The sequence below is a fragment of the Bdellovibrio bacteriovorus genome (genome assembly GCF_001592745.1).
GTDB classification, from domain to species: Bacteria; Bdellovibrionota; Bdellovibrionia; order Bdellovibrionales; family Bdellovibrionaceae; genus Bdellovibrio; species Bdellovibrio bacteriovorus_B.
Map to the genome: position 1 here is coordinate 2184520 of NZ_LUKD01000001.1, position 16786 is coordinate 2201305.

15 protein-coding genes are annotated in these 16786 nt (G+C 45.4%); 10 read left to right on the forward strand and 5 right to left on the reverse strand.

Annotated features, from left to right (window positions below):
* The first annotated feature begins 5 nt into the window (after nucleotides 1-5).
* A complete protein-coding gene (locus AZI87_RS10480; RefSeq protein WP_253696662.1) occupies nucleotides 6-1664 on the forward strand; it encodes a CTP synthase in 1659 nt (552 codons plus the stop codon).
* Between the two features lie 14 nt (nucleotides 1665-1678).
* Nucleotides 1679-2659, forward strand: coding sequence for a KpsF/GutQ family sugar-phosphate isomerase (locus AZI87_RS10485; protein WP_063206478.1), 981 nt, complete (start codon nucleotides 1679-1681; stop codon nucleotides 2657-2659).
* Between the two features lie 4 nt (nucleotides 2660-2663).
* Here the strand turns inward: AZI87_RS10485 and AZI87_RS10490 are convergent, their stop codons facing one another.
* Nucleotides 2664-3818 (reverse strand): AGE family epimerase/isomerase, encoded by a 1155-nt coding sequence (locus AZI87_RS10490; RefSeq protein ID WP_253696664.1) that lies wholly within the window; start codon nucleotides 3816-3818, stop codon nucleotides 2664-2666.
* 132 nt (nucleotides 3819-3950) lie between these two features.
* On the opposite strand from AZI87_RS10490, the gene AZI87_RS10495 reads away from it, so the two are divergent.
* Nucleotides 3951-5219 (forward strand): APC family permease, encoded by a 1269-nt coding sequence (locus AZI87_RS10495; RefSeq protein ID WP_063206479.1) that lies wholly within the window; start codon nucleotides 3951-3953, stop codon nucleotides 5217-5219.
* Here the strand turns inward: AZI87_RS10495 and AZI87_RS10500 are convergent.
* From AZI87_RS10500 to AZI87_RS18130, 4 genes are all read right to left on the reverse strand, one after another.
* On the reverse strand, nucleotides 5186-6469 hold the full coding sequence (locus AZI87_RS10500) for a cytochrome P450 (protein ID WP_063206480.1): 1284 nt from the start codon (nucleotides 6467-6469) through the stop codon (nucleotides 5186-5188). The two genes, AZI87_RS10495 and AZI87_RS10500, sit on opposite strands and share 34 nt — an antisense overlap.
* A gap of 68 nt (nucleotides 6470-6537) precedes the next feature.
* The gene (locus AZI87_RS10505) at nucleotides 6538-7263 is read right to left on the reverse strand and encodes an amino acid ABC transporter ATP-binding protein (RefSeq protein WP_063206481.1); all 726 of its coding nucleotides are present in this window, start codon (nucleotides 7261-7263) and stop codon (nucleotides 6538-6540) included.
* Nucleotides 7260-8003: an amino acid ABC transporter permease gene (locus tag AZI87_RS18125; protein ID WP_063206482.1), complete on the reverse strand. Its 744-nt coding sequence runs from the start codon at nucleotides 8001-8003 to the stop codon at nucleotides 7260-7262. Before AZI87_RS18125 ends, AZI87_RS10505 begins: the two co-directional genes overlap by 4 nt.
* Before the next feature lie 3 nt (nucleotides 8004-8006).
* The gene (locus AZI87_RS18130) at nucleotides 8007-8774 is read right to left on the reverse strand and encodes a basic amino acid ABC transporter substrate-binding protein (RefSeq protein ID WP_063206483.1); all 768 of its coding nucleotides are present in this window, start codon (nucleotides 8772-8774) and stop codon (nucleotides 8007-8009) included.
* 78 nt (nucleotides 8775-8852) lie between these two features.
* On the opposite strand from AZI87_RS18130, the gene AZI87_RS10520 reads away from it, so the two are divergent.
* The 7 genes from AZI87_RS10520 (at nucleotide 8853) to AZI87_RS10550 (ending at nucleotide 16738) form a co-directional block, all read left to right on the forward strand.
* The gene (locus AZI87_RS10520) at nucleotides 8853-9272 is read left to right on the forward strand and encodes a hypothetical protein (RefSeq protein ID WP_063206484.1); all 420 of its coding nucleotides are present in this window, start codon (nucleotides 8853-8855) and stop codon (nucleotides 9270-9272) included.
* Nucleotides 9273-9277: 5 nt separating this feature from the next.
* Nucleotides 9278-9811 carry a thioesterase family protein gene (locus tag AZI87_RS10525; protein WP_063206485.1) on the forward strand — a complete coding sequence of 178 codons (534 nt, stop codon included), beginning with the start codon at nucleotides 9278-9280 and terminating at the stop codon, nucleotides 9809-9811.
* Nucleotides 9812-9913: 102 nt separating this feature from the next.
* Nucleotides 9914-10414 carry a KdsC family phosphatase gene (locus tag AZI87_RS10530; protein ID WP_063206668.1) on the forward strand — a complete coding sequence of 167 codons (501 nt, stop codon included), beginning with the start codon at nucleotides 9914-9916 and terminating at the stop codon, nucleotides 10412-10414.
* A 6-nt stretch (nucleotides 10415-10420) separates the two neighbouring features.
* The gene (locus AZI87_RS10535; RefSeq protein ID WP_063206486.1) at nucleotides 10421-11146 is read left to right on the forward strand and encodes an outer membrane beta-barrel domain-containing protein; all 726 of its coding nucleotides are present in this window, start codon (nucleotides 10421-10423) and stop codon (nucleotides 11144-11146) included.
* A gap of 13 nt (nucleotides 11147-11159) precedes the next feature.
* Nucleotides 11160-11957 (forward strand): outer membrane beta-barrel domain-containing protein, encoded by a 798-nt coding sequence (locus tag AZI87_RS10540; protein WP_063206487.1) that lies wholly within the window; start codon nucleotides 11160-11162, stop codon nucleotides 11955-11957.
* Complete coding sequence (locus tag AZI87_RS10545; protein ID WP_063206488.1) at nucleotides 11954-13522, forward strand: tetratricopeptide repeat protein; 1569 nt, start codon at nucleotides 11954-11956, stop codon at nucleotides 13520-13522. The genes AZI87_RS10540 and AZI87_RS10545 overlap by 4 nt, the downstream gene beginning before the upstream one ends.
* Nucleotides 13523-13525: 3 nt before the next feature.
* Nucleotides 13526-16738, forward strand: coding sequence for a tetratricopeptide repeat protein (locus AZI87_RS10550; protein ID WP_063206489.1), 3213 nt, complete (start codon nucleotides 13526-13528; stop codon nucleotides 16736-16738).
* Nucleotides 16739-16786: the final 48 nt, after the last annotated feature.

Consider the following 16786-nt stretch of genomic DNA (forward strand, 5'->3'; position numbering starts at 1 on the left):
ACAAAATGGCGAAAAAGAAAACCACGAAGGTGTCGACCGCGAAGTCGACGAAGAAAGCTTTGAAACAAAAATTCATCTTTGTCACCGGGGGCGTTGTTTCCTCGATTGGTAAAGGTCTAACGGCAGCAAGCTTAGGCTCTTTGCTGGAGGCCCGTGGCCACCGTGTAACAATTATGAAATTCGATCCATATCTGAATGTGGATCCTGGAACGATGTCTCCTTTTCAGCACGGTGAAGTCTATGTGACTGAAGACGGTGCCGAGACAGATCTTGATTTAGGCCACTACGAGCGCTTCACTTCAGCCGTTATGAACAGAGCGAACTCTGTTTCTACAGGACAAATCTATGACACGGTTTTAGCGCGCGAGCGTCGCGGAGATTACTTGGGTGGAACAGTGCAGGTGATTCCGCATATCACGGAAGAAATCAAAGCACGTATTTACGAAGCTGCTCAGGGAAGCGAGATTATTCTGGTTGAAATCGGTGGAACCGTCGGGGATATCGAAGGTCAGCCGTTTTTAGAAGCCATCCGTCAGATGCGTTTGGATGTAGGTCAAGAAAACTCTGTTCTGGTGCACGTCACTTATGTGCCCTATATCGCCGCGGCGGGAGAATTGAAATCAAAACCCACGCAGCACTCGGTGAAAGAGCTGCGTGAAATTGGTTTACAACCGGATTTCTTGGTTTGTCGTAGTGAAAAAGTGATTGATGAAAATCTAAAAAGTAAAATAGGACTTTTCTGTTCAGTGAAGGCAGAAAACGTGATCGCCGCTCAGGACAGTCGCTTTATTTATGAAGTTCCTTTAGCACTTCATCGTGAAAAGCTGGATGAGTTGATCGTCGAAAGATTAGGTCTTACTTCGTCGAAGCCCAACCTCAAAGGTTGGCAAAATCTAGTGAAAGTTCTTAGCAATCCAGCTCACACGGTGAAAATTGGTGTTGTCGGAAAGTATGTGGATTTAAAAGAATCTTACAAATCTTTACATGAAGCTTTGGTTCATGGTGGTATCGCCAATAATTCACGTGTTGAAATTATTTATGTCGATTCTGAAAAAGTGACTGACAAAACAGTGAATCAGCTTTTAGGAAAAGTGGACGGTATTCTGGTTCCCGGTGGTTTTGGAACTCGTGGTGTGGAAGGTAAGATCACGGCTATTAAATACGCCCGTGAAAAACGCATCCCGTTCTTCGGTATCTGTTTCGGTATGCAGCTTTCCGCAATTGAATTTGCGCGCAACGTATGTGGTATTAAAGATGCGACAAGCCGTGAATTTCATGCGGAAACAAAACGCAGCGGCAATTTCGTGATCGATACCATGGTTGAACAACGTGGCATCGTTAACAAAGGCGGAACGATGCGCTTAGGAGCTTTCCCTTGCAATTTGGCTTCGGGAACTCGCGCGCATTCTGTGTATAAGGCGTCGAATATCATGGAACGCCATCGCCATCGTTTTGAGTTTAATAATAAATATAAAGCTCTTTTTGAGAAAAACGGAATGGTCGCTTCAGGAATCTGTAAAGAGCGCGATCTTGTTGAGATCGTCGAGCTTCCAGATCATCCATGGTTTGTAGGGGTGCAGTACCATCCTGAATTTAAGTCTAAACCGCTTGAGCCGCATCCTTTGTTCGTGCATTTTGTAAAAGCGAGTTTGAAGAATAAGTAAGAAAGGTCTTTGCAATGTCAAAGGTAGTTCAGCAAGGTCTTAAAGTGTTGGAAGTCGAAGCTCAGGCGATCCTGGGTTTGCGTGACCGTATTGGTGTTGATTTTGAAAAAGTCGTTCAGATGATCAAAGACTGTCAGGGGAAACTGATCCTGACGGGCATGGGAAAATCAGGACAGATTGCACGCAAACTTGCCAGCACATTTTCTTCAACGGGAACTCCTGCCGTATTTTTGCATCCGGCAGAAAGTTCTCACGGGGATTTGGGTATTGTTGAAAGCAAAGACGTCGTCATTGCGATTTCCTATGGTGGGGAGTCCCCGGAATTTGCAGGAATCCTCAAGTATGTGGCTCGTAAATCTATTCCGCTGATTGCTTTAACCGGTAAACCGACCTCATCTTTGGCGAAAGCGGCGCAAGTGACTTTGAACGTGTATGTTTCCGAAGAAGCTTGTCCTTTGAATTTAGCTCCCACGGCCAGCAGTACAGCTACTTTAGCTATGGGTGATGCCGTGGCGATGGCCGTGATGACGGAAAAAGGCTTCAGCCCTCAGGATTTTGCAGAATTTCATCCTGGTGGAAGTTTAGGATATCGTCTTTTAACTCGTGTTAGCGATGTGATGCACTCGGGAGATGCGCTGCCAACAGTTGGCCTTGAAGCACCACTTCGTCAGGTGTTTTCAGCAATGACCCATAAAGATGTTCGCGGTGCTGCAGGTGTGGTTGATGACAAAGGCGATCTCGTTGGCGTAATCACCGATGGTCAAATTCGTCGTCGCTTGGAAAAAAGTGATGACCCACTAACGGGAACTGCGAAAGATCTTATGACAACCAATCCACGCACAATCGATGCAAATGAATTTGCAGAAAAAGCACTGTTTGTGATGGAGCAATTCCAGATCAACATGCTTTTTGTTCTGGATAAGGATTCCGCCACTCCTAAGAAGCCGGTCGGAATCCTGCATGTTCAGGATTTATTGAAAGCGAAAGTTCGCTAGATTATCAAAGGCGAGGGCGGAGGTTGATATACTCCTCCATCGCATTTACGATATGATAAAGGGAGCTTGCTTTGGCAAACGTGCCATTGAATTCATCTTTATCCGAGAGCATATCATACCAAGTTCCACGAAGAGGTGTTTGGAAAAACTTGAAGAGAGTTTCCATTGCCTCATCAGCACCACGAGCATAAATTTCTTTTTGATCCGCGCTGGCCTCCGTTCCCAATCGGCAAGCGGCTTTGATTCTTTCGCATTGAGGCCAGAAACGAGAAGACTGAGTTTTCGGAGTGTAGTTACTCCACATCTCATCGAACACTACTTTTCGTGTGCGAGATGTTCCGTATTTTTCAGCAAGTAAGAATAAGTTGTGACGGATGGATTTTAAATCCTGCCCCGTAAGATCTTCATACAAAGACATCAACCATGCCCACTCGTACTGATGACCAGGCTCATAAACGAAAAGACCATTTTCACGCAGGTGATTCCAGTCTTTGTCGAAGTATTCGCCTAAGACACCTCTTTCTTTATCAATGAACTTATTCAAGCACAGAGTAATGATGTTGTGGCCCAGCTCTTTCCACTCTGGATCTTTATCAATCTGCATCCAGGCAATCGCCGATTCAAACATGTGCATGTGAGGGTTCGATTTATAAGAAAGAGTCCCCTTTTCATCCATCTCTGTGAAACCGCCGCCTTGAACGGCACGCTCGCGATTTAGGTATTTCACCAAAGCTTTGGCTCTTTCTTTGATCTCGGGACTAGGTTTTACGATATAGGCTTGAGCCAGCGCAAAAAGAGCGAAGGCTTCGGTATAAAGATCTGGATTAGAGCTTTTCGGAGTTCCATCAAGATGAATAGAGTGAATAAATGCACCTGACGGAACAGAATAATTTTGCATGAGGTAGCGACCGCCCATTTCCACAAGAGGATGAGCCACTTCTTTTTTGCAGACGCCCAGATTCGCGCCCGTTAAAAAAGAATACATTTGACGGGCTTGAACCATGGAGCGACGGGGAATATCCATCGGGGTGCCGTCAAAAGAGATGTTTTCAATAAAGCCGCCGTTTGCTTTATCCACTCCAGTTGTAGACCATAAAGGGTACACGTCGCTCGCTAGCCATTGTTTCGATTTTTCAATCAAAGAAGTATATGATGTCATTCAATCACCTTTGCGCGACCCGACAATTCGGTCAAGATATGACGAGAAGGGTCCAACAAAATGGCATCTGGCAATGCGAATACGGATTCAGCTAGATAATCCCAAATTCTAAAGTATCTTTAGGGCGTGCACATGAAGAAATCCTTGAGTCTTTTTCACCTCACCTTTTATGGCACCGGCATGATCCTAGGAGCCGGTATCTATTCCGTCATTGGAAAAGCGGGTGGTGTGGCGGAAAACGGTTTATGGGTCAGTTTTCTGCTAGCAGCTTTCTGTGCCTCGTTAACGGCACTGTCTTACGCGGAACTCGCTACTACATTTCCAAAAACTGGGGGCGAATATATTTATGTAAAAAATATTTTCCCGCAGTGGCCGTACTTAGCGATGTTGTGCGGATCTATGATGATATTTGCGGGCATCAGCACAGCGACGACGGTGGCTATCGCCTTTTCGGGGTATATTCAACAGTTTGCCGAAGTACCGCAATTTGTGACGGCCTTTTGTCTTCTAGGTGTCTTCACTCTGGTGAATATTATTGGTATCAAAGAATCCAGTTGGGTGAATGTTGTTTTCACGCTCATTGAAATCTTAGGTCTTTTGATATTTGTTTGGGTTGGAACTCAATCGCCCAAATTCGGTGAAGCTCTTTCGGAAGTACGCTTTGACGGTGCAGTGATTTCAGGCGCGGCACTCGTCATCTTTGCTTATTTCGGCTTCGAAAACATTGTAAATCTAGTCGAAGAATCCAAAACCCCAGAAAAAGATCTGCCCAAAGGCATTATTATTAGTCTTGGTGTTTCAACGGTACTTTACTTGCTCGTTAGTTTAACGGCTCTTGCATTGGGAAGTCCTGAAGAGCTTGGACGTAGCAATGCTCCTTTGAGTGATCTTACTAGAGATGCAGCGGCCTGGGTGCCAAGAACTTTAGGCGCAATAGCGCTTTTTTCGACAGCCAATACAGTTTTGATTTCTATGATTTCTACCAGCCGAATCATTTTTAGTATGGCCCGAGAACGAGACCTGCCAAGCGTTTTCTCCAAACTTTTAAGTAAGCGCGCCACACCGTGGATGGGGGCGCTAGCGGTGTTCGGGTTAGCTATGGCCCTTTTACCTGCGGGTGGAATTGAAGTGGTCGCCAGTGCTTCTTCTTTTGCTACAATGATCGCGTTCACGGTCATTAATATCGCGTTGATTTACCTTCGATTCAAAGAGCCTCATAGAACTCGTCCATTCAAAGTGCCTATTTCCATCGGGAGATGGCCTTTGATACCGACACTCGCGGCATGTGTCTCTAGCGGTTTGTTGTTCTTTTTCAGTCGTGAAGTCTATGTGTTGGGAGCCGGAGTCTTTGTTTTTGTCTCAGTTCTTTATATCGTCCTAAAATCTCGTAAATCTGACTGAGTCTTGGGTTTGTATTGAACATCTGAAATGACAAAGTGACTGCTCGGTATGGGCGGCATGCGCGAAAGTCGCAAGGTTAAGTCTTGCTCGGGAACCCGATAAAGAATTTCTTTTGAAAAAATAGTGGCAGCTTGTTTCATCAATTCCCGAGTGATCCATTCGCCGGGGCAGCGGTGATTGGTTTCTTGAAAGCCGCCTCCTTGTGGAACGAAATTGTAAAGACTGCCATCCCACTTCTTGAATCTATCGGGATAAAAGCTTTCTGGATTGTGCCACAGGATGGGATCATGGTTAATTCCGTTAAGGTCCAACAGGACTCGGGCGCCTTGTGGGATCGTCACGTTGTTCCAGCGCAAATTTTTGGCGGCGATGGCGGCGATAGCAGGAAAGAACGGGTAGAACCTGCGAACCTCTTGAACAAAAAAATCAGCGTAAGAAGAATCTTCAGATATTTTGGTGCGATTTCCGGGAAAATAGTGAAGCGCGTGAGCTACAAACAAGATAAATACTGAAACGGCGACGGTGGGCCGAAGCAAATTCAGAAGCTCCACGGCGGCGATTTTTAATGGCAATAAATTTCCATCTTCTTCTTTGAAGTTTGCGACGACATACAATGCAGAATCTTTTGGTACCTTGAGTTTTCCTTCGCGAACCTCGGCAATAAGTGCACTCATCCAGCTTTCTGCCTGCTTTCTTCGAGCCCGTGCACGAAAGTGGCGAGCGCTCACGCTGCCGGCATCATCGAACATAGAGCGCAGGAGTTCGGTTTTTTCTGCGAGCTCAGATTGTTTTAGGGGCACTCCCGTCCATTCGCAAGCGGACATGGTGAGAATCAATTGAGATTGTTCGAACAACAGGACTGTCTTCTGGCCTTGCCAATTACGCAGGGCCTTCATCCAATGACGTTCACTGATTTGAAGTAAATTTTGAATGCTTGGCGCTGTCATAAAGGACAAAAACATTTTTTTGCGATAAAGATGCTTCTTGCCGTCCAAACCTTGCACACCACCTTGACCTACAAGGGTCGCTTGCAGCGGCTCTGGAATAGCTCCCTTTCGGATGAAGTTTTCTTCGTTGTAAAAGAACTTCGCGGCATCGACTCCCGTAAGACAGAAAGTCTTTCTAAGTCCGATACGAGTTTGAAAGATATCCGTGTTCAAGGTTTCACAAGTCTCTTGAATAAAGTAGTACGGATTTTTTAGAAACTCGAAAGTGCTGTCCCACTTGGGGGCCTTGGGAATATAGGTCATACCTATACATATCGAGCTTAAGATAGGGAAGCGATCAATGAGGTCTAAATGTGACTAAAAACAGGAACTCACTTCAATATTTTGCTAAGAAAAACTTTAGTGCGTTCATTTTGAGGGTTTTCGAAAAGCTTTTGGGGAGGAGCTTCTTCGACGATCTGTCCATCATCCATAAATAGAACTCGATCCGCGACTTGCTTCGCGAAACCCATCTCATGAGTAACGATAATCAGAGTGCGCCCGCTGTGCGCCAAAGACTTAATGACATCTAGCACTTCTCCTACCATCTCGGGGTCTAATGCTGACGTGGGTTCGTCAAAGAGCAATACTTGTGGCTCCATCGCCAGGGCGCGTGCAATGGCCACGCGTTGCTGTTGTCCGCCAGAAAGTTGTTGAGGATAGGAATTTTCCTTTTCACTGAGGCCGACTCGTTTTAGCAGTTCGCGCGCGTTCTTCTGCGCTTCTGTCAAAGAGATCTTTTTTACCTGCATCGGCGCAAGACAGATGTTTTCCAGAACTGTCATATGCGGAAATAAATTAAAACGTTGAAAAACCATTCCCGCATGCGCACGAAGTTTATTTAAGTCCGTCGCGGGATCCGTGACATCAAACTCATCGACAAGAATTTTACCAGCTTGCGCATTCTCTAAAGCGTTTAAACAACGAAGAAATGTGCTTTTACCAGAGCCGGAAGGCCCGATGATGCACACGACTTCATTGTCTTTAATTTCGCAATGGACGTTCTTTAAAACGTGGCGTTCACCGAAATACTTTTGAAGATGTGTCACTTGAATCATACGGATTGATACTTTCTTTCAAGGCGGTGAACAACGTATGACATGCCTAAAGTGATAATCAGGTAAATCACAGAAATGAAAAGATACGGTTCCCAATAACGTGCGTAAGCTCCTGCCGCAGTTCTTGCGGCATAAGCAAGTTCGGCTAAACCAATCGCGGAAACTAATGACGAATCCTTTAAAAGCGTGATGGCTTCATTTCCTAACGGTGGAAGCATGCGACGAAATGCCTGAGGAATGATAATTTGTCGCATCGTTTGATAATAGTTAAGTCCTAAAGAACGCGCAGCCTCTGTTTGTCCACGGTCAATGGACTGAATTCCTGCGCGGAAAATTTCAGCAATGTATGCGGCAGAGTTAAGGCTTAAAGCTAAAGATCCTGAAATCAAAGCTCCATATTCGCGTTTCAAATACAGAGCGGCTTCCCCTGAAATAAGAGCCCCTGTTTCTGCATGAATAAGCCAGGGAACCAGAGCGAAATGAATGAGAAGTATCTGTACAAAAAGGGGAGTGCCGCGAAAAAATGAAATATAAATTTGCGAAGGTGTTTTTACGAAAAGTTTAAGAGGCCAACGCCAGGGGCCTCTTTCGGCGCGGGCGATTTTACCCAAGCCTAACATTAAACCTAAAAGGGTCCCGAAAAAAACTCCAATGGCAGTTAGGGTGAGAGTGGTCCACAAACCCCGAATGAAAAGGGGCATGTACTCTGCGATGATATCCGTGCGAAACCATTCAAACATGGACTATTTCTTTCCAAAATATTTATCGTAGATCTTTTGGTAAGTTCCATCCTTTTTGATGGCTTGAAGAGCAGCATTGATTTTATTTAAAAGCTCAGTATTGCCCTTCTTCACTGCAATTCCATAGTGTTCTTTGGCGAAACTAGGATCAGCGACGGTTTTAAAAGCTTTTGTATTGTTCGCTAAAAAGTTATTAACTACGCCATTATCAGCAACCACCGCATCGACACCGCCGTTCACTAATTCTTGCAATGCCAAGGGAGTGCCTTCAAAGCGCTTAATATTGAGGTCCGTCTTGCCGAGCAATCCGCTGACGACTTCATCACCCGTGGTTCCGGTTTGCACACCGATTTTAAGTCCACGTAGCTCGGTAAACTTGGTCACCTTGGATTTCAGTGGCAAAGCAATCAATTGCACCGCTTCAAAATAAGGCTCTGAAAAATCCATGACCTTTTTTCTTTCGCTGTTGATCGTGATAGCAGAGATCAGGATGTCGCGGTCTCCTGAGGCCAATTGGTTGAATAGACCTTCCCACGGAGTATTAATGATTTTAATCTTGAACCCGGCCTTGTCTGCGACAGCTTGAATCAAGTCGATATCAAATCCTTCGACGGATTTATCGGCGTTCTCACTTTCAAACGGGGCGTAGGCTGCGTCGGTCCCAACGACCAACTCTGGAGGCATGGATTTAGTTGCTACGGTCGAGTCATCCTTTTTTGTGCAAGAAAGGAGGAAAGGAAGCACCACTAGCAGCAGCCACAAATTTCTCATGAAAACCTCGTCCAGAGTTTATATGGCTCACTTGACCATTCTTAAGACCTTGAGTCAAATTCATTTCAGGAGTTCGAAATGCTTCAGGTCCTAGGGAAAATCGCTGGTTCCATTCTGCGCAGTCTTTTTATTTCCATCGTGATGTTCGTTATCGTTTTTTCCGTCATCACTGGAGAATTCCCACCTAACTTCAAGCGCGTGACAAATACATTTAAGAACTTGCAGCAGATGACTCAGCTTAGCCGTCAGATCCAAGAACAGCAGAAGGCGTTGAAGGATCAGTACGCGGTTCACGGTGAGGTCGACGACAGCGATGTTGAGGCTTTACAGGAGCTCAACTTAAAAAGAGCCGAGTTGGGCGCGGGACTTTTACAAGCAGAAAATCCCGCTTCGGATAATAAGGAAACAAATGAATTGAAACAGAAAGTGAAAGAGCTAGAGACTCAGCTGTTCCGACTGCAACAACGAGTTAGTCAGCTTGAAAGTAAATCAAAGTAGGGGCTATGAATTTAATCTTCCGTCTTTTGCACGTATTGTTGTTTTCAAGATTTCGTAAATCCGTTGGTGTTATGGATGAATGCGCGACTCCTTTCCGCGTCTGGCCGACTGATCTTGACGTTCTTATGCATATGAACAACGGCGTCTACTTGTCTTTGCAAGATCTTGCGCGCGTCGATTACATGATTCGCGCCGGTGCAGCCAAAAAGATTTCTGAAAACGGCTGGTACCCGGTGGTGGCTTCTGAAATGATTCGATTCCGGCGTTCTTTGCAGGTGTTTCAAAAGTTTGAATTGCGCACAAAATTGATAGCGTGGGATGAAAAATACCTTTATTTGGAACACAAGTTCACGAGCCGTGGTGAAGTCATGGCAATTGGAATGATTCGCGCGCGTTTTTTAAGTAAAAAGGGTGGTTTGGTATCGCCCCAAGATCTTTTAAAAGTATTGGATTTAGATCTTCAATCCCCTCCGATGCCTGCTCATCTTCAATCCTGGTTGAGCGCAGATCAGGATCATTCGAAGTCTTTGGGTTTGTAAGTGAAAAATTGCAGGACTAACGTCGGGCCTCTGTCACAACCCTAAGTCCTGTATCAAGGTAGGGCACTTGCCGCCTTGTATATAATTTTCAACAATGATTCTGTGACACTAGAAATATCAAAACTGAAAAATATCAAGATGTTGGTCCTCGATGTGGATGGCGTCTTAACGGACACTCGCATGTGGTTTGACGGCAAAGAATGGCGTCGCTTTTATTCCGTTCGTGATGGTGTAGGCATTAAACGCATCATGGAAGCGGGTTACAAAGTTGCCGTGATTACTGGCAGTAAAGCCGAAGACATTCGCGCGCGCGTGAAATCTTTGGGAATACACTTCCTCTTTGAAGGGGCTCTCGACAAAGAACCTTCTTTCTTACAGCTGCAAAAGGAATCAGGCATTCGTCCCGACGAGATGGCCTATGTCGGTGACGATATTTTCGATATTCCTCTTCTGCAAGCCGTCGCTTTTGGGGCGACAGTTCCTGAAGCCGTCGAAGAAGTTTTAGAAATAGCGGATTACGTGACTGGCAGACCCGGTGGATGTGGGGCTGTCAGAGAGGTTTGTGATTACATCTATAAATATGGGGCCTTTTCCTCTAGGTAGGTATTCATGCTAAAAAATGGTTTCAAAGCCGTTGCGATTATTATACTTGCGTTGCTACTGCATAAGGCGGCTTTTGCTGCGGAAGTGATTGAGCTTCCTCCTGAAGAGTTGGCGCAAGAGTCTGTTCTTCCTGTGTTCGACAAGCCGGTGAGTGTAAAGAACCGCAATGTCGTAACAGATAAACGCATCGAAGCCGATATCTTTTACGGTTATGCGATGACTGAGCCGATTGCAAACGTTAGTAAGCTGGGGTTGGGAATCTATTATAATACCAGCGAAAGCAGCGCTTGGGGATTGTTGTTAGCGAAAAACTTCGCCGGTCTTTCAAGCTATGCCGAACAATTAGATGAGCAGTTTAATCTGAAATTTGATCGGGCTCCATCACCGGAGCTCACGGCAATGTTGGATTATAACTTAAAAGCTTTCTATGGAAAAATGAGTCTCTCAAAGTCCCTTGTGATTAATACGATCCTTTTTGGTTCCGCTTCTGCCGGAGTCGTGAAGTACGTGCATAAGACCTATCCGGCGGTGGCCGTTGGATTGGGACAAAAATTCTACTTCACTAAAAATTGGTCGCTGCGTTTTGATTTACGTCTTTACGCGAATCAGGCTCCAGTTCCGTTCTTGGCTGGAAGTTTAAAACCGAATGAACCTGTTCCTGACTATTCTGATTTTGAAGAGCGCGTAACTTTCACGACAAACCTTGATGTGGGCTTGTCGTATTTGTTTTAAGAGGAGTGAGCAGATGTTGAATAAGAATTTGACGAAAGTGTTTTTACTCCTCGCCCTGATTGCGCCAGCAGCTGTGCAAGCACAATCAGCAGAGAGTGATGAATTAGATGTGATTGAGCTTGAAATCGACAGATCTGCTCCTAGGCAGAATTCTATTTCAAACTCTGCACCTAGCTATTCAGAGACTTCACCTCGCGACAACACGTTGACGGACTTTTCTGGTTTAGGATCACTGTCTCCGTTCCAGGAAGTCTCTGTTATTCAAAAACGATTCCTTCCTAAAACAGGCCGTTTCCAACTTTTTGGCGGTCTAACGACGGTGACGAATGATCCGTTCTTCCTGACATTTGGTGGTGTGGCGAAAGCCAGCTATTTCTTGAATGAATCATGGGGTGTAGAGCTGAACTACTTTGGATTGACGAGCTCTGATCGCACATCGACAGAAGAATTGCGTGATATTCAAGGCGTTTCAACCGAAAATCTGGTTTATCCGAAGTCCTACTTCGGTGTCGACGTAATGTACATCCCGGTTTATGGAAAAATGACTTGGTTCAACGAAAAAATCGTTCCTTTCGATCTTTATGTTTCTGCCGGCTATGGAACAACGAACACTCAGGCTGGAGAGAATGCGGGAACTATTCACTTGGCGACGGGACAGATTTTTGCGCTGAGCAAAGCTTACGCCGTTCGCTGGGATTTTAGTTGGAACTTCTTTAACGCGACCGGCATCGACGGTTCGACGAACTCATTTAACAACCTCTTCCTCACTGTGGGCGTAAGTTGGTTCTTTCCGGAGGCTAGTTACCGATGAAGAAATTATTACTACTCCTGATCGCTTCAAGCTTGGTTGTTCCTTTGGCAAGTTCTGCGCAAAGAAAAACGAAACCACGTACTCGTACAACAGCGCCTTTATACAACTCAAATACGCGTGAAGCGACTTTGAAGAACCAATTGAGCAATGCCTTGCGCATGGCCCAAGGCGGTCAGTATGAGGCTGCGGCGAACAATTTATTCACACTGAGCCGTCGTTCTGAGTTGGCGGCCGAGCGTCCGCAAATTAAGTACATCTTGGGAACGATGTTGATGGAGCTGAAGCTGAATCAAACAGCGGCGTTTCAGTTTGTCGACGTTATTCGTACCAAGCATCCTAAGTATTCGAAGCTTGCGATTGAAAAGCTTTCAATCGTCGCTGATACATTGGGTGATGACACGATTTTGAACTACGCGATTTCTCGGGTAGACCTCAATGATTTCCCAAGTAACTTGCGCGATATGATCAACTATCGTTTGGGAGAGATCAGACTTCGTAATCGTGAGTTCCGTCAAGCGGCAGAACTTTTCGGCAAAGTCAGCTTCGGAAGTAGTTATTACTTTCAGGCTCTTTATAACAAGGGTCTTGCTGAGTTGGAAGAAAATCAACCTTCCTTGGCGATCGGAACATTCAATAAAATGTTAGATGCTCGTAGAAAAGCCCCTGTGACGGACACTAATAAAGTGGCGGCGCAAATGGGTTTGGCGCGCGCGCTCTATCAAAAACAAGATTGGGAAGCCTCTATTGAAGCTTATGCCCAGGTCCCGCGTGACACATTGATGTGGCATGATGCGGTTTTTGAGCAAAGCTGGGCGATGCTTCGTGCGGCCCGCTTCCGCTCTGCTTTAAGTAATTTCCAAACTCTCCATTCGGCATATTACGAAGACTTTTATATGCCGGAGAGTTTACTTCTTCGTGCCATCGTCTATCTTTACATCTGTAAGTATGACGAAATGGAAAAGGTCCTAAGTTTGTTTGAAAAAACTTACGGGCCGGTTCGTTCGAAAATTGGTGATTTCTTGAAATCCACGAATGAAGCCAGTGCCTTCTATGCGGAAATCGAAAAAGCCCATTACATGAAGACAACGGATAAGAGCTCTAACCTTCGCCTTCCTTACATCGTTCTTCGTAATGTTTTGGATCAAGGCGATGTGAAGCGGTCCATGCATTACCTTGAAAAATTAAATCAGGAAAGAGCGCGCGTGGAGTCCAACCCGGCTTTCCGTGCCTCTCCGTTAGGTCAATACGCTTTGAAGATTCTTGCCAACCGCGGAAAAAATACGAAGTTCGCGGTCGGCGATATGGTGAAAGCGCATTTGTTAAATATGCGCGTGGAATTGCGTGACCTTTACGAACAAGCGGGATTTATCCGCTACGAAATGATCACGGGACGCAAAGAAAGTATTAAAAAGAAAATTTCTGGAAAAGATATCGAGCAGATCGACGAAAATATCGACCGTCAGTTCTATATCCAAAATGGATACGAGTACTATCCGTTCCAAGGTGAGTACTGGCTCGATGAAGTTGGAAACTACCACTATCTTGGAAAACAAAGCTGCGAGTAATATATGAAATTCAACAGGCATCAACTTCTTATTCCGAGTCTTCTTACCACTTTGTGCTTAAGCCCGATGGCTTTCGCACAAAGATCGACAGTAAAAACTACTAAGACTGTTAAGAAAAAGACAGTGGGTGAGCTGTTGTCGCAAGCAAGCGAAAGCAGCCGTGGTGGACGTCTGCAAATGTCCAAGACAGACACCTCGCTTCCTGCCTCGAACATGGGCTTCAAACAAGATGTTCGCTCTTACAACCTTGAGTCTGTAAAACCTCCTCGCTCTTCTGAAATCATGCAACATGAATCCTCGGGAGCAAGCAGCGAACAGGCGCAGTACGAGCGCGTTTTGGATCAACAAATTCAAGAGTTGTACAAACTGACTCAAAAATTCAAAACCAGCCCGAACCGTGGGGAATTGTGGCTGCGTCTGGCAGAGCTCTATGTTGAAAAAGCAAGCCTGATCGACTCCCGCAAGCAAGACGAGTACGACGCCAAGTTACGTGCTTTTCAAGCGGGCAAAACTAAAAAGAAACCGCGCTTGGATACAGCCGATGCGCGTGAATATAATAAAAAAGCGGTTCAACTTTATGAGTGGTTCCAAAGAGACTTCCCTCGTGATGAAAAGAACAGCCAAGCCTTATTTTTCTTAGGGTATAACTATTTCGAGCTTGGCGAAGTTAAAAAAGGTGCCCAATACTACGAGCAATTAACTCGTGGATATCCTAACTCGCCATTCGTGGGTGAAGCTCACTTCGCTTTAGCGGAATACTATTTCGAAAACGAAAAGTGGGCTCCGGCTTATAAAGAATACTCTTACCTTATCAAAGAGAAGAGACACCGTTTGCACACTTTCGCTCTTTATAAGGGCGCATGGTGTTTGTTCCGTATTGGTAAAGTTCAGCAGGCCATGAACTATCTAGAGTTCATTATCAAAAGTGGAAAAGCTGAAACGGGAGACCAATTGGCGGGCCGTCGTACGGTCAACCGCACACGTCTTGAAGGCGAAGCTCTTCGCGATATCGTGATCTTCTATGCGGAGGGTGGCGATCCGGGTAAAGCAGCGTCTTACTTTAAAAATTTAGTCGGCAATGAATATCTTCCTTATTTGGAAAGGCTGGCTTACCAGTACTCTGATCGTGGGAATAAAGACGCTTCCAGAGATGTCTTTAAACTCTTAATCTCTCAAAATCCGACGGCGCCAAAAGCTTTCGAGTACCAGTACCAAATTGTTCAAAACTATTACTATGCTAAGAACACCTCGCGCTTTAAAACTGAGCTTTACAGCTGGGTTAAAGACTACGACGCTTCTGGGGCTTGGTATGCTGCCAATAAGAATAATAAAGAGTTGATTGAAAATTCGTATAAACTGCGTGAAACGACTTTGCGTAACTACGTTTTGCAACAACATCAGACGGCGCAAAACTCGCGAGCTCCTTATTCACAGTCGTTGGCTAATGAAGGTTACCAACTTTATCTACGTGAATTCCCGGATTCTGCCTCGGCAGGGGATATGCACTTTTATTATGGTGAGCTTCTTTACGATATGCAAAAGTACGACGAAGCCTCAGTTCAGTACAAGTGGGTTGTCGACAATGCTCCGCAAAGTAAGTTTTATGGAAAATCTGCACAGAACTTAATCTTGTCAGTGGAAAGAAGTATTCCGTCGGATCAAGAGATGCAGAAGCGCGTAGGAAACTCTCTGGATCCGGTCCCTCTTGAACCGAAAGTGGACCGCTTTATTAAGGCGGGCCAGTGGTACATCGAGAAATTCCCAACATCTGAAAAAGCGGTTGAGATCAAATTCCGTATCGGAAGACTTTATTATCAAAGCAATCACTTTGATGAAGCCACCAAGCACTTCCGTGAAATCGTGCAACAGCATCCGAATACGAAGTATGCCGAATATTCAGCCAATCTTCTTTTGGACATCTATAACTTGAAAAAAGACTATGTGGGCTTGGAAAAAACGGGAGCAGAGCTTCTGGCAGTTCCTTCCATTGCGGCTTCTAAAGCAGGATCCGATATTCGCGGTGTTCTTGAAAAGGCGTCCTTCAAACGTGGTCAAGATTTAGAGCTTGAAAAGAAGTACGCCGACAGCGCGCAGGTTTACCAAGCATTTGCTAAACAAAATCCAAAATCGAACTTGGCGACAACGGCGCTGTTCAATGCCGGTGTTAACTTTGAGCGCGCGGGAATGAACGGCCCGGCGATTGAATCATACCAAGGCGTTATTGACTCCAAAGACCCGGCCGCAGAGAAATTGAAACCTAAGGCGCGTCGTCTTTTGGCGAAACAGTATCAGGATTCCGCTCAGTTTGAAGAGGCGGCGAAGCTTTACAAACAATCGGCTCAAGAAAATCCAACAGATCCTTTGGCTCCGAACTTGATTTTCAATGCGGCTGTTCTGTATGAAGCTTTAGGTAAATCCGATGAGGCGATCCGTTCTTATACAGAGTTTACCAAATTAAATAAGAAGCACGCAGACAACATCGAAGCTGTCTTCAGCATGGCTCAAATCCATCGCAAGGCGGGCCAGAATGGTGCCGCTATCGCTCGTTACATTGAATACGTAGAAAACGGCGGACGTGATCAAGAGAAAGTGGTCGAAGCTGCTTACTGGGTCAGCGAACTTTCAGAAAGATCGCGCGCCAAAACAAAGGCCGACGAGTGGAAACAGAAGACCCTGTCTATTCAGAAGCGTTTTGCGCCGAACAAAAAAGGTGTCGGAGCTTCCTGGGCTGCGAAACTGAAATTTGGTGAGGCTCAAGAAACTTTCAAAGAGATGAAAGCCATCACCTTCCCGGCGGATCCGAATAAACAAAAGGCCGCTGCGGATAAGAAGATCGCTTTGCTGACCAAACTGACAGGTGAACTTGCTGACATTATTAAATATGACAGCGCCGAAGAGATTGTTAGCTCGTTAAGCGTGCTTGGCGAAGCCAACCAAAACATGGCTCAAGCTATTGTGAATGCGCCACTTCCTCCAGGATTGAACGCCGAAGAAACGAAACAGTATAAGGCAGGCGTTGAAAAGTTTGCGGAGCCGTTCAATACCAAAGCGAAAGAGAGCTTTAAGCTGGCTGTAGAGCGCGGGTTAGAACTGGAAGTTTATAATGACGGCTTCAAAACAGCTTATGAATACATGAATAAGCTTGATCCTAAGACTTACTACAATGGTGGCGAAGTGGGATCTGACATCCGCTTAGTGAATTGGATGGGGCAATAAGATGAAAAAGCTTGGACTATTACTAACATTGCTAGCTTTAACGGCGTG

What these genes read in the sequence shown, in the direction of transcription:
- AZI87_RS10535 (WP_063206486.1), top strand. Translation starts at nt 10,421, where the DNA reads ATGCTAAAAAATGGTTTCAAAGCCGTTGCGATTATTATACTTGCGTTG.
- AZI87_RS10520 (WP_063206484.1), top strand. Translation starts at nt 8,853, where the DNA reads ATGCTTCAGGTCCTAGGGAAAATCGCTGGTTCCATTCTGCGCAGTCTT.
- AZI87_RS10490 (WP_253696664.1), bottom strand. Translation starts at nt 3,818, where the DNA reads ATGACATCATATACTTCTTTGATTGAAAAATCGAAACAATGGCTAGCG.
- AZI87_RS10525 (WP_063206485.1), top strand. Translation starts at nt 9,278, where the DNA reads ATGAATTTAATCTTCCGTCTTTTGCACGTATTGTTGTTTTCAAGATTT.
- AZI87_RS10550 (WP_063206489.1), top strand. Translation starts at nt 13,526, where the DNA reads ATGAAATTCAACAGGCATCAACTTCTTATTCCGAGTCTTCTTACCACT.
- AZI87_RS10500 (WP_063206480.1), bottom strand. Translation starts at nt 6,469, where the DNA reads ATGACCTATATTCCCAAGGCCCCCAAGTGGGACAGCACTTTCGAGTTT.
- AZI87_RS10485 (WP_063206478.1), top strand. Translation starts at nt 1,679, where the DNA reads ATGTCAAAGGTAGTTCAGCAAGGTCTTAAAGTGTTGGAAGTCGAAGCT.
- AZI87_RS10495 (WP_063206479.1), top strand. Translation starts at nt 3,951, where the DNA reads ATGAAGAAATCCTTGAGTCTTTTTCACCTCACCTTTTATGGCACCGGC.
- AZI87_RS18125 (WP_063206482.1), bottom strand. Translation starts at nt 8,003, where the DNA reads ATGTTTGAATGGTTTCGCACGGATATCATCGCAGAGTACATGCCCCTT.
- AZI87_RS18130 (WP_063206483.1), bottom strand. Translation starts at nt 8,774, where the DNA reads ATGAGAAATTTGTGGCTGCTGCTAGTGGTGCTTCCTTTCCTCCTTTCT.
- AZI87_RS10480 (WP_253696662.1), top strand. Translation starts at nt 6, where the DNA reads ATGGCGAAAAAGAAAACCACGAAGGTGTCGACCGCGAAGTCGACGAAG.
- AZI87_RS10545 (WP_063206488.1), top strand. Translation starts at nt 11,954, where the DNA reads ATGAAGAAATTATTACTACTCCTGATCGCTTCAAGCTTGGTTGTTCCT.
- AZI87_RS10540 (WP_063206487.1), top strand. Translation starts at nt 11,160, where the DNA reads ATGTTGAATAAGAATTTGACGAAAGTGTTTTTACTCCTCGCCCTGATT.
- AZI87_RS10505 (WP_063206481.1), bottom strand. Translation starts at nt 7,263, where the DNA reads ATGATTCAAGTGACACATCTTCAAAAGTATTTCGGTGAACGCCACGTT.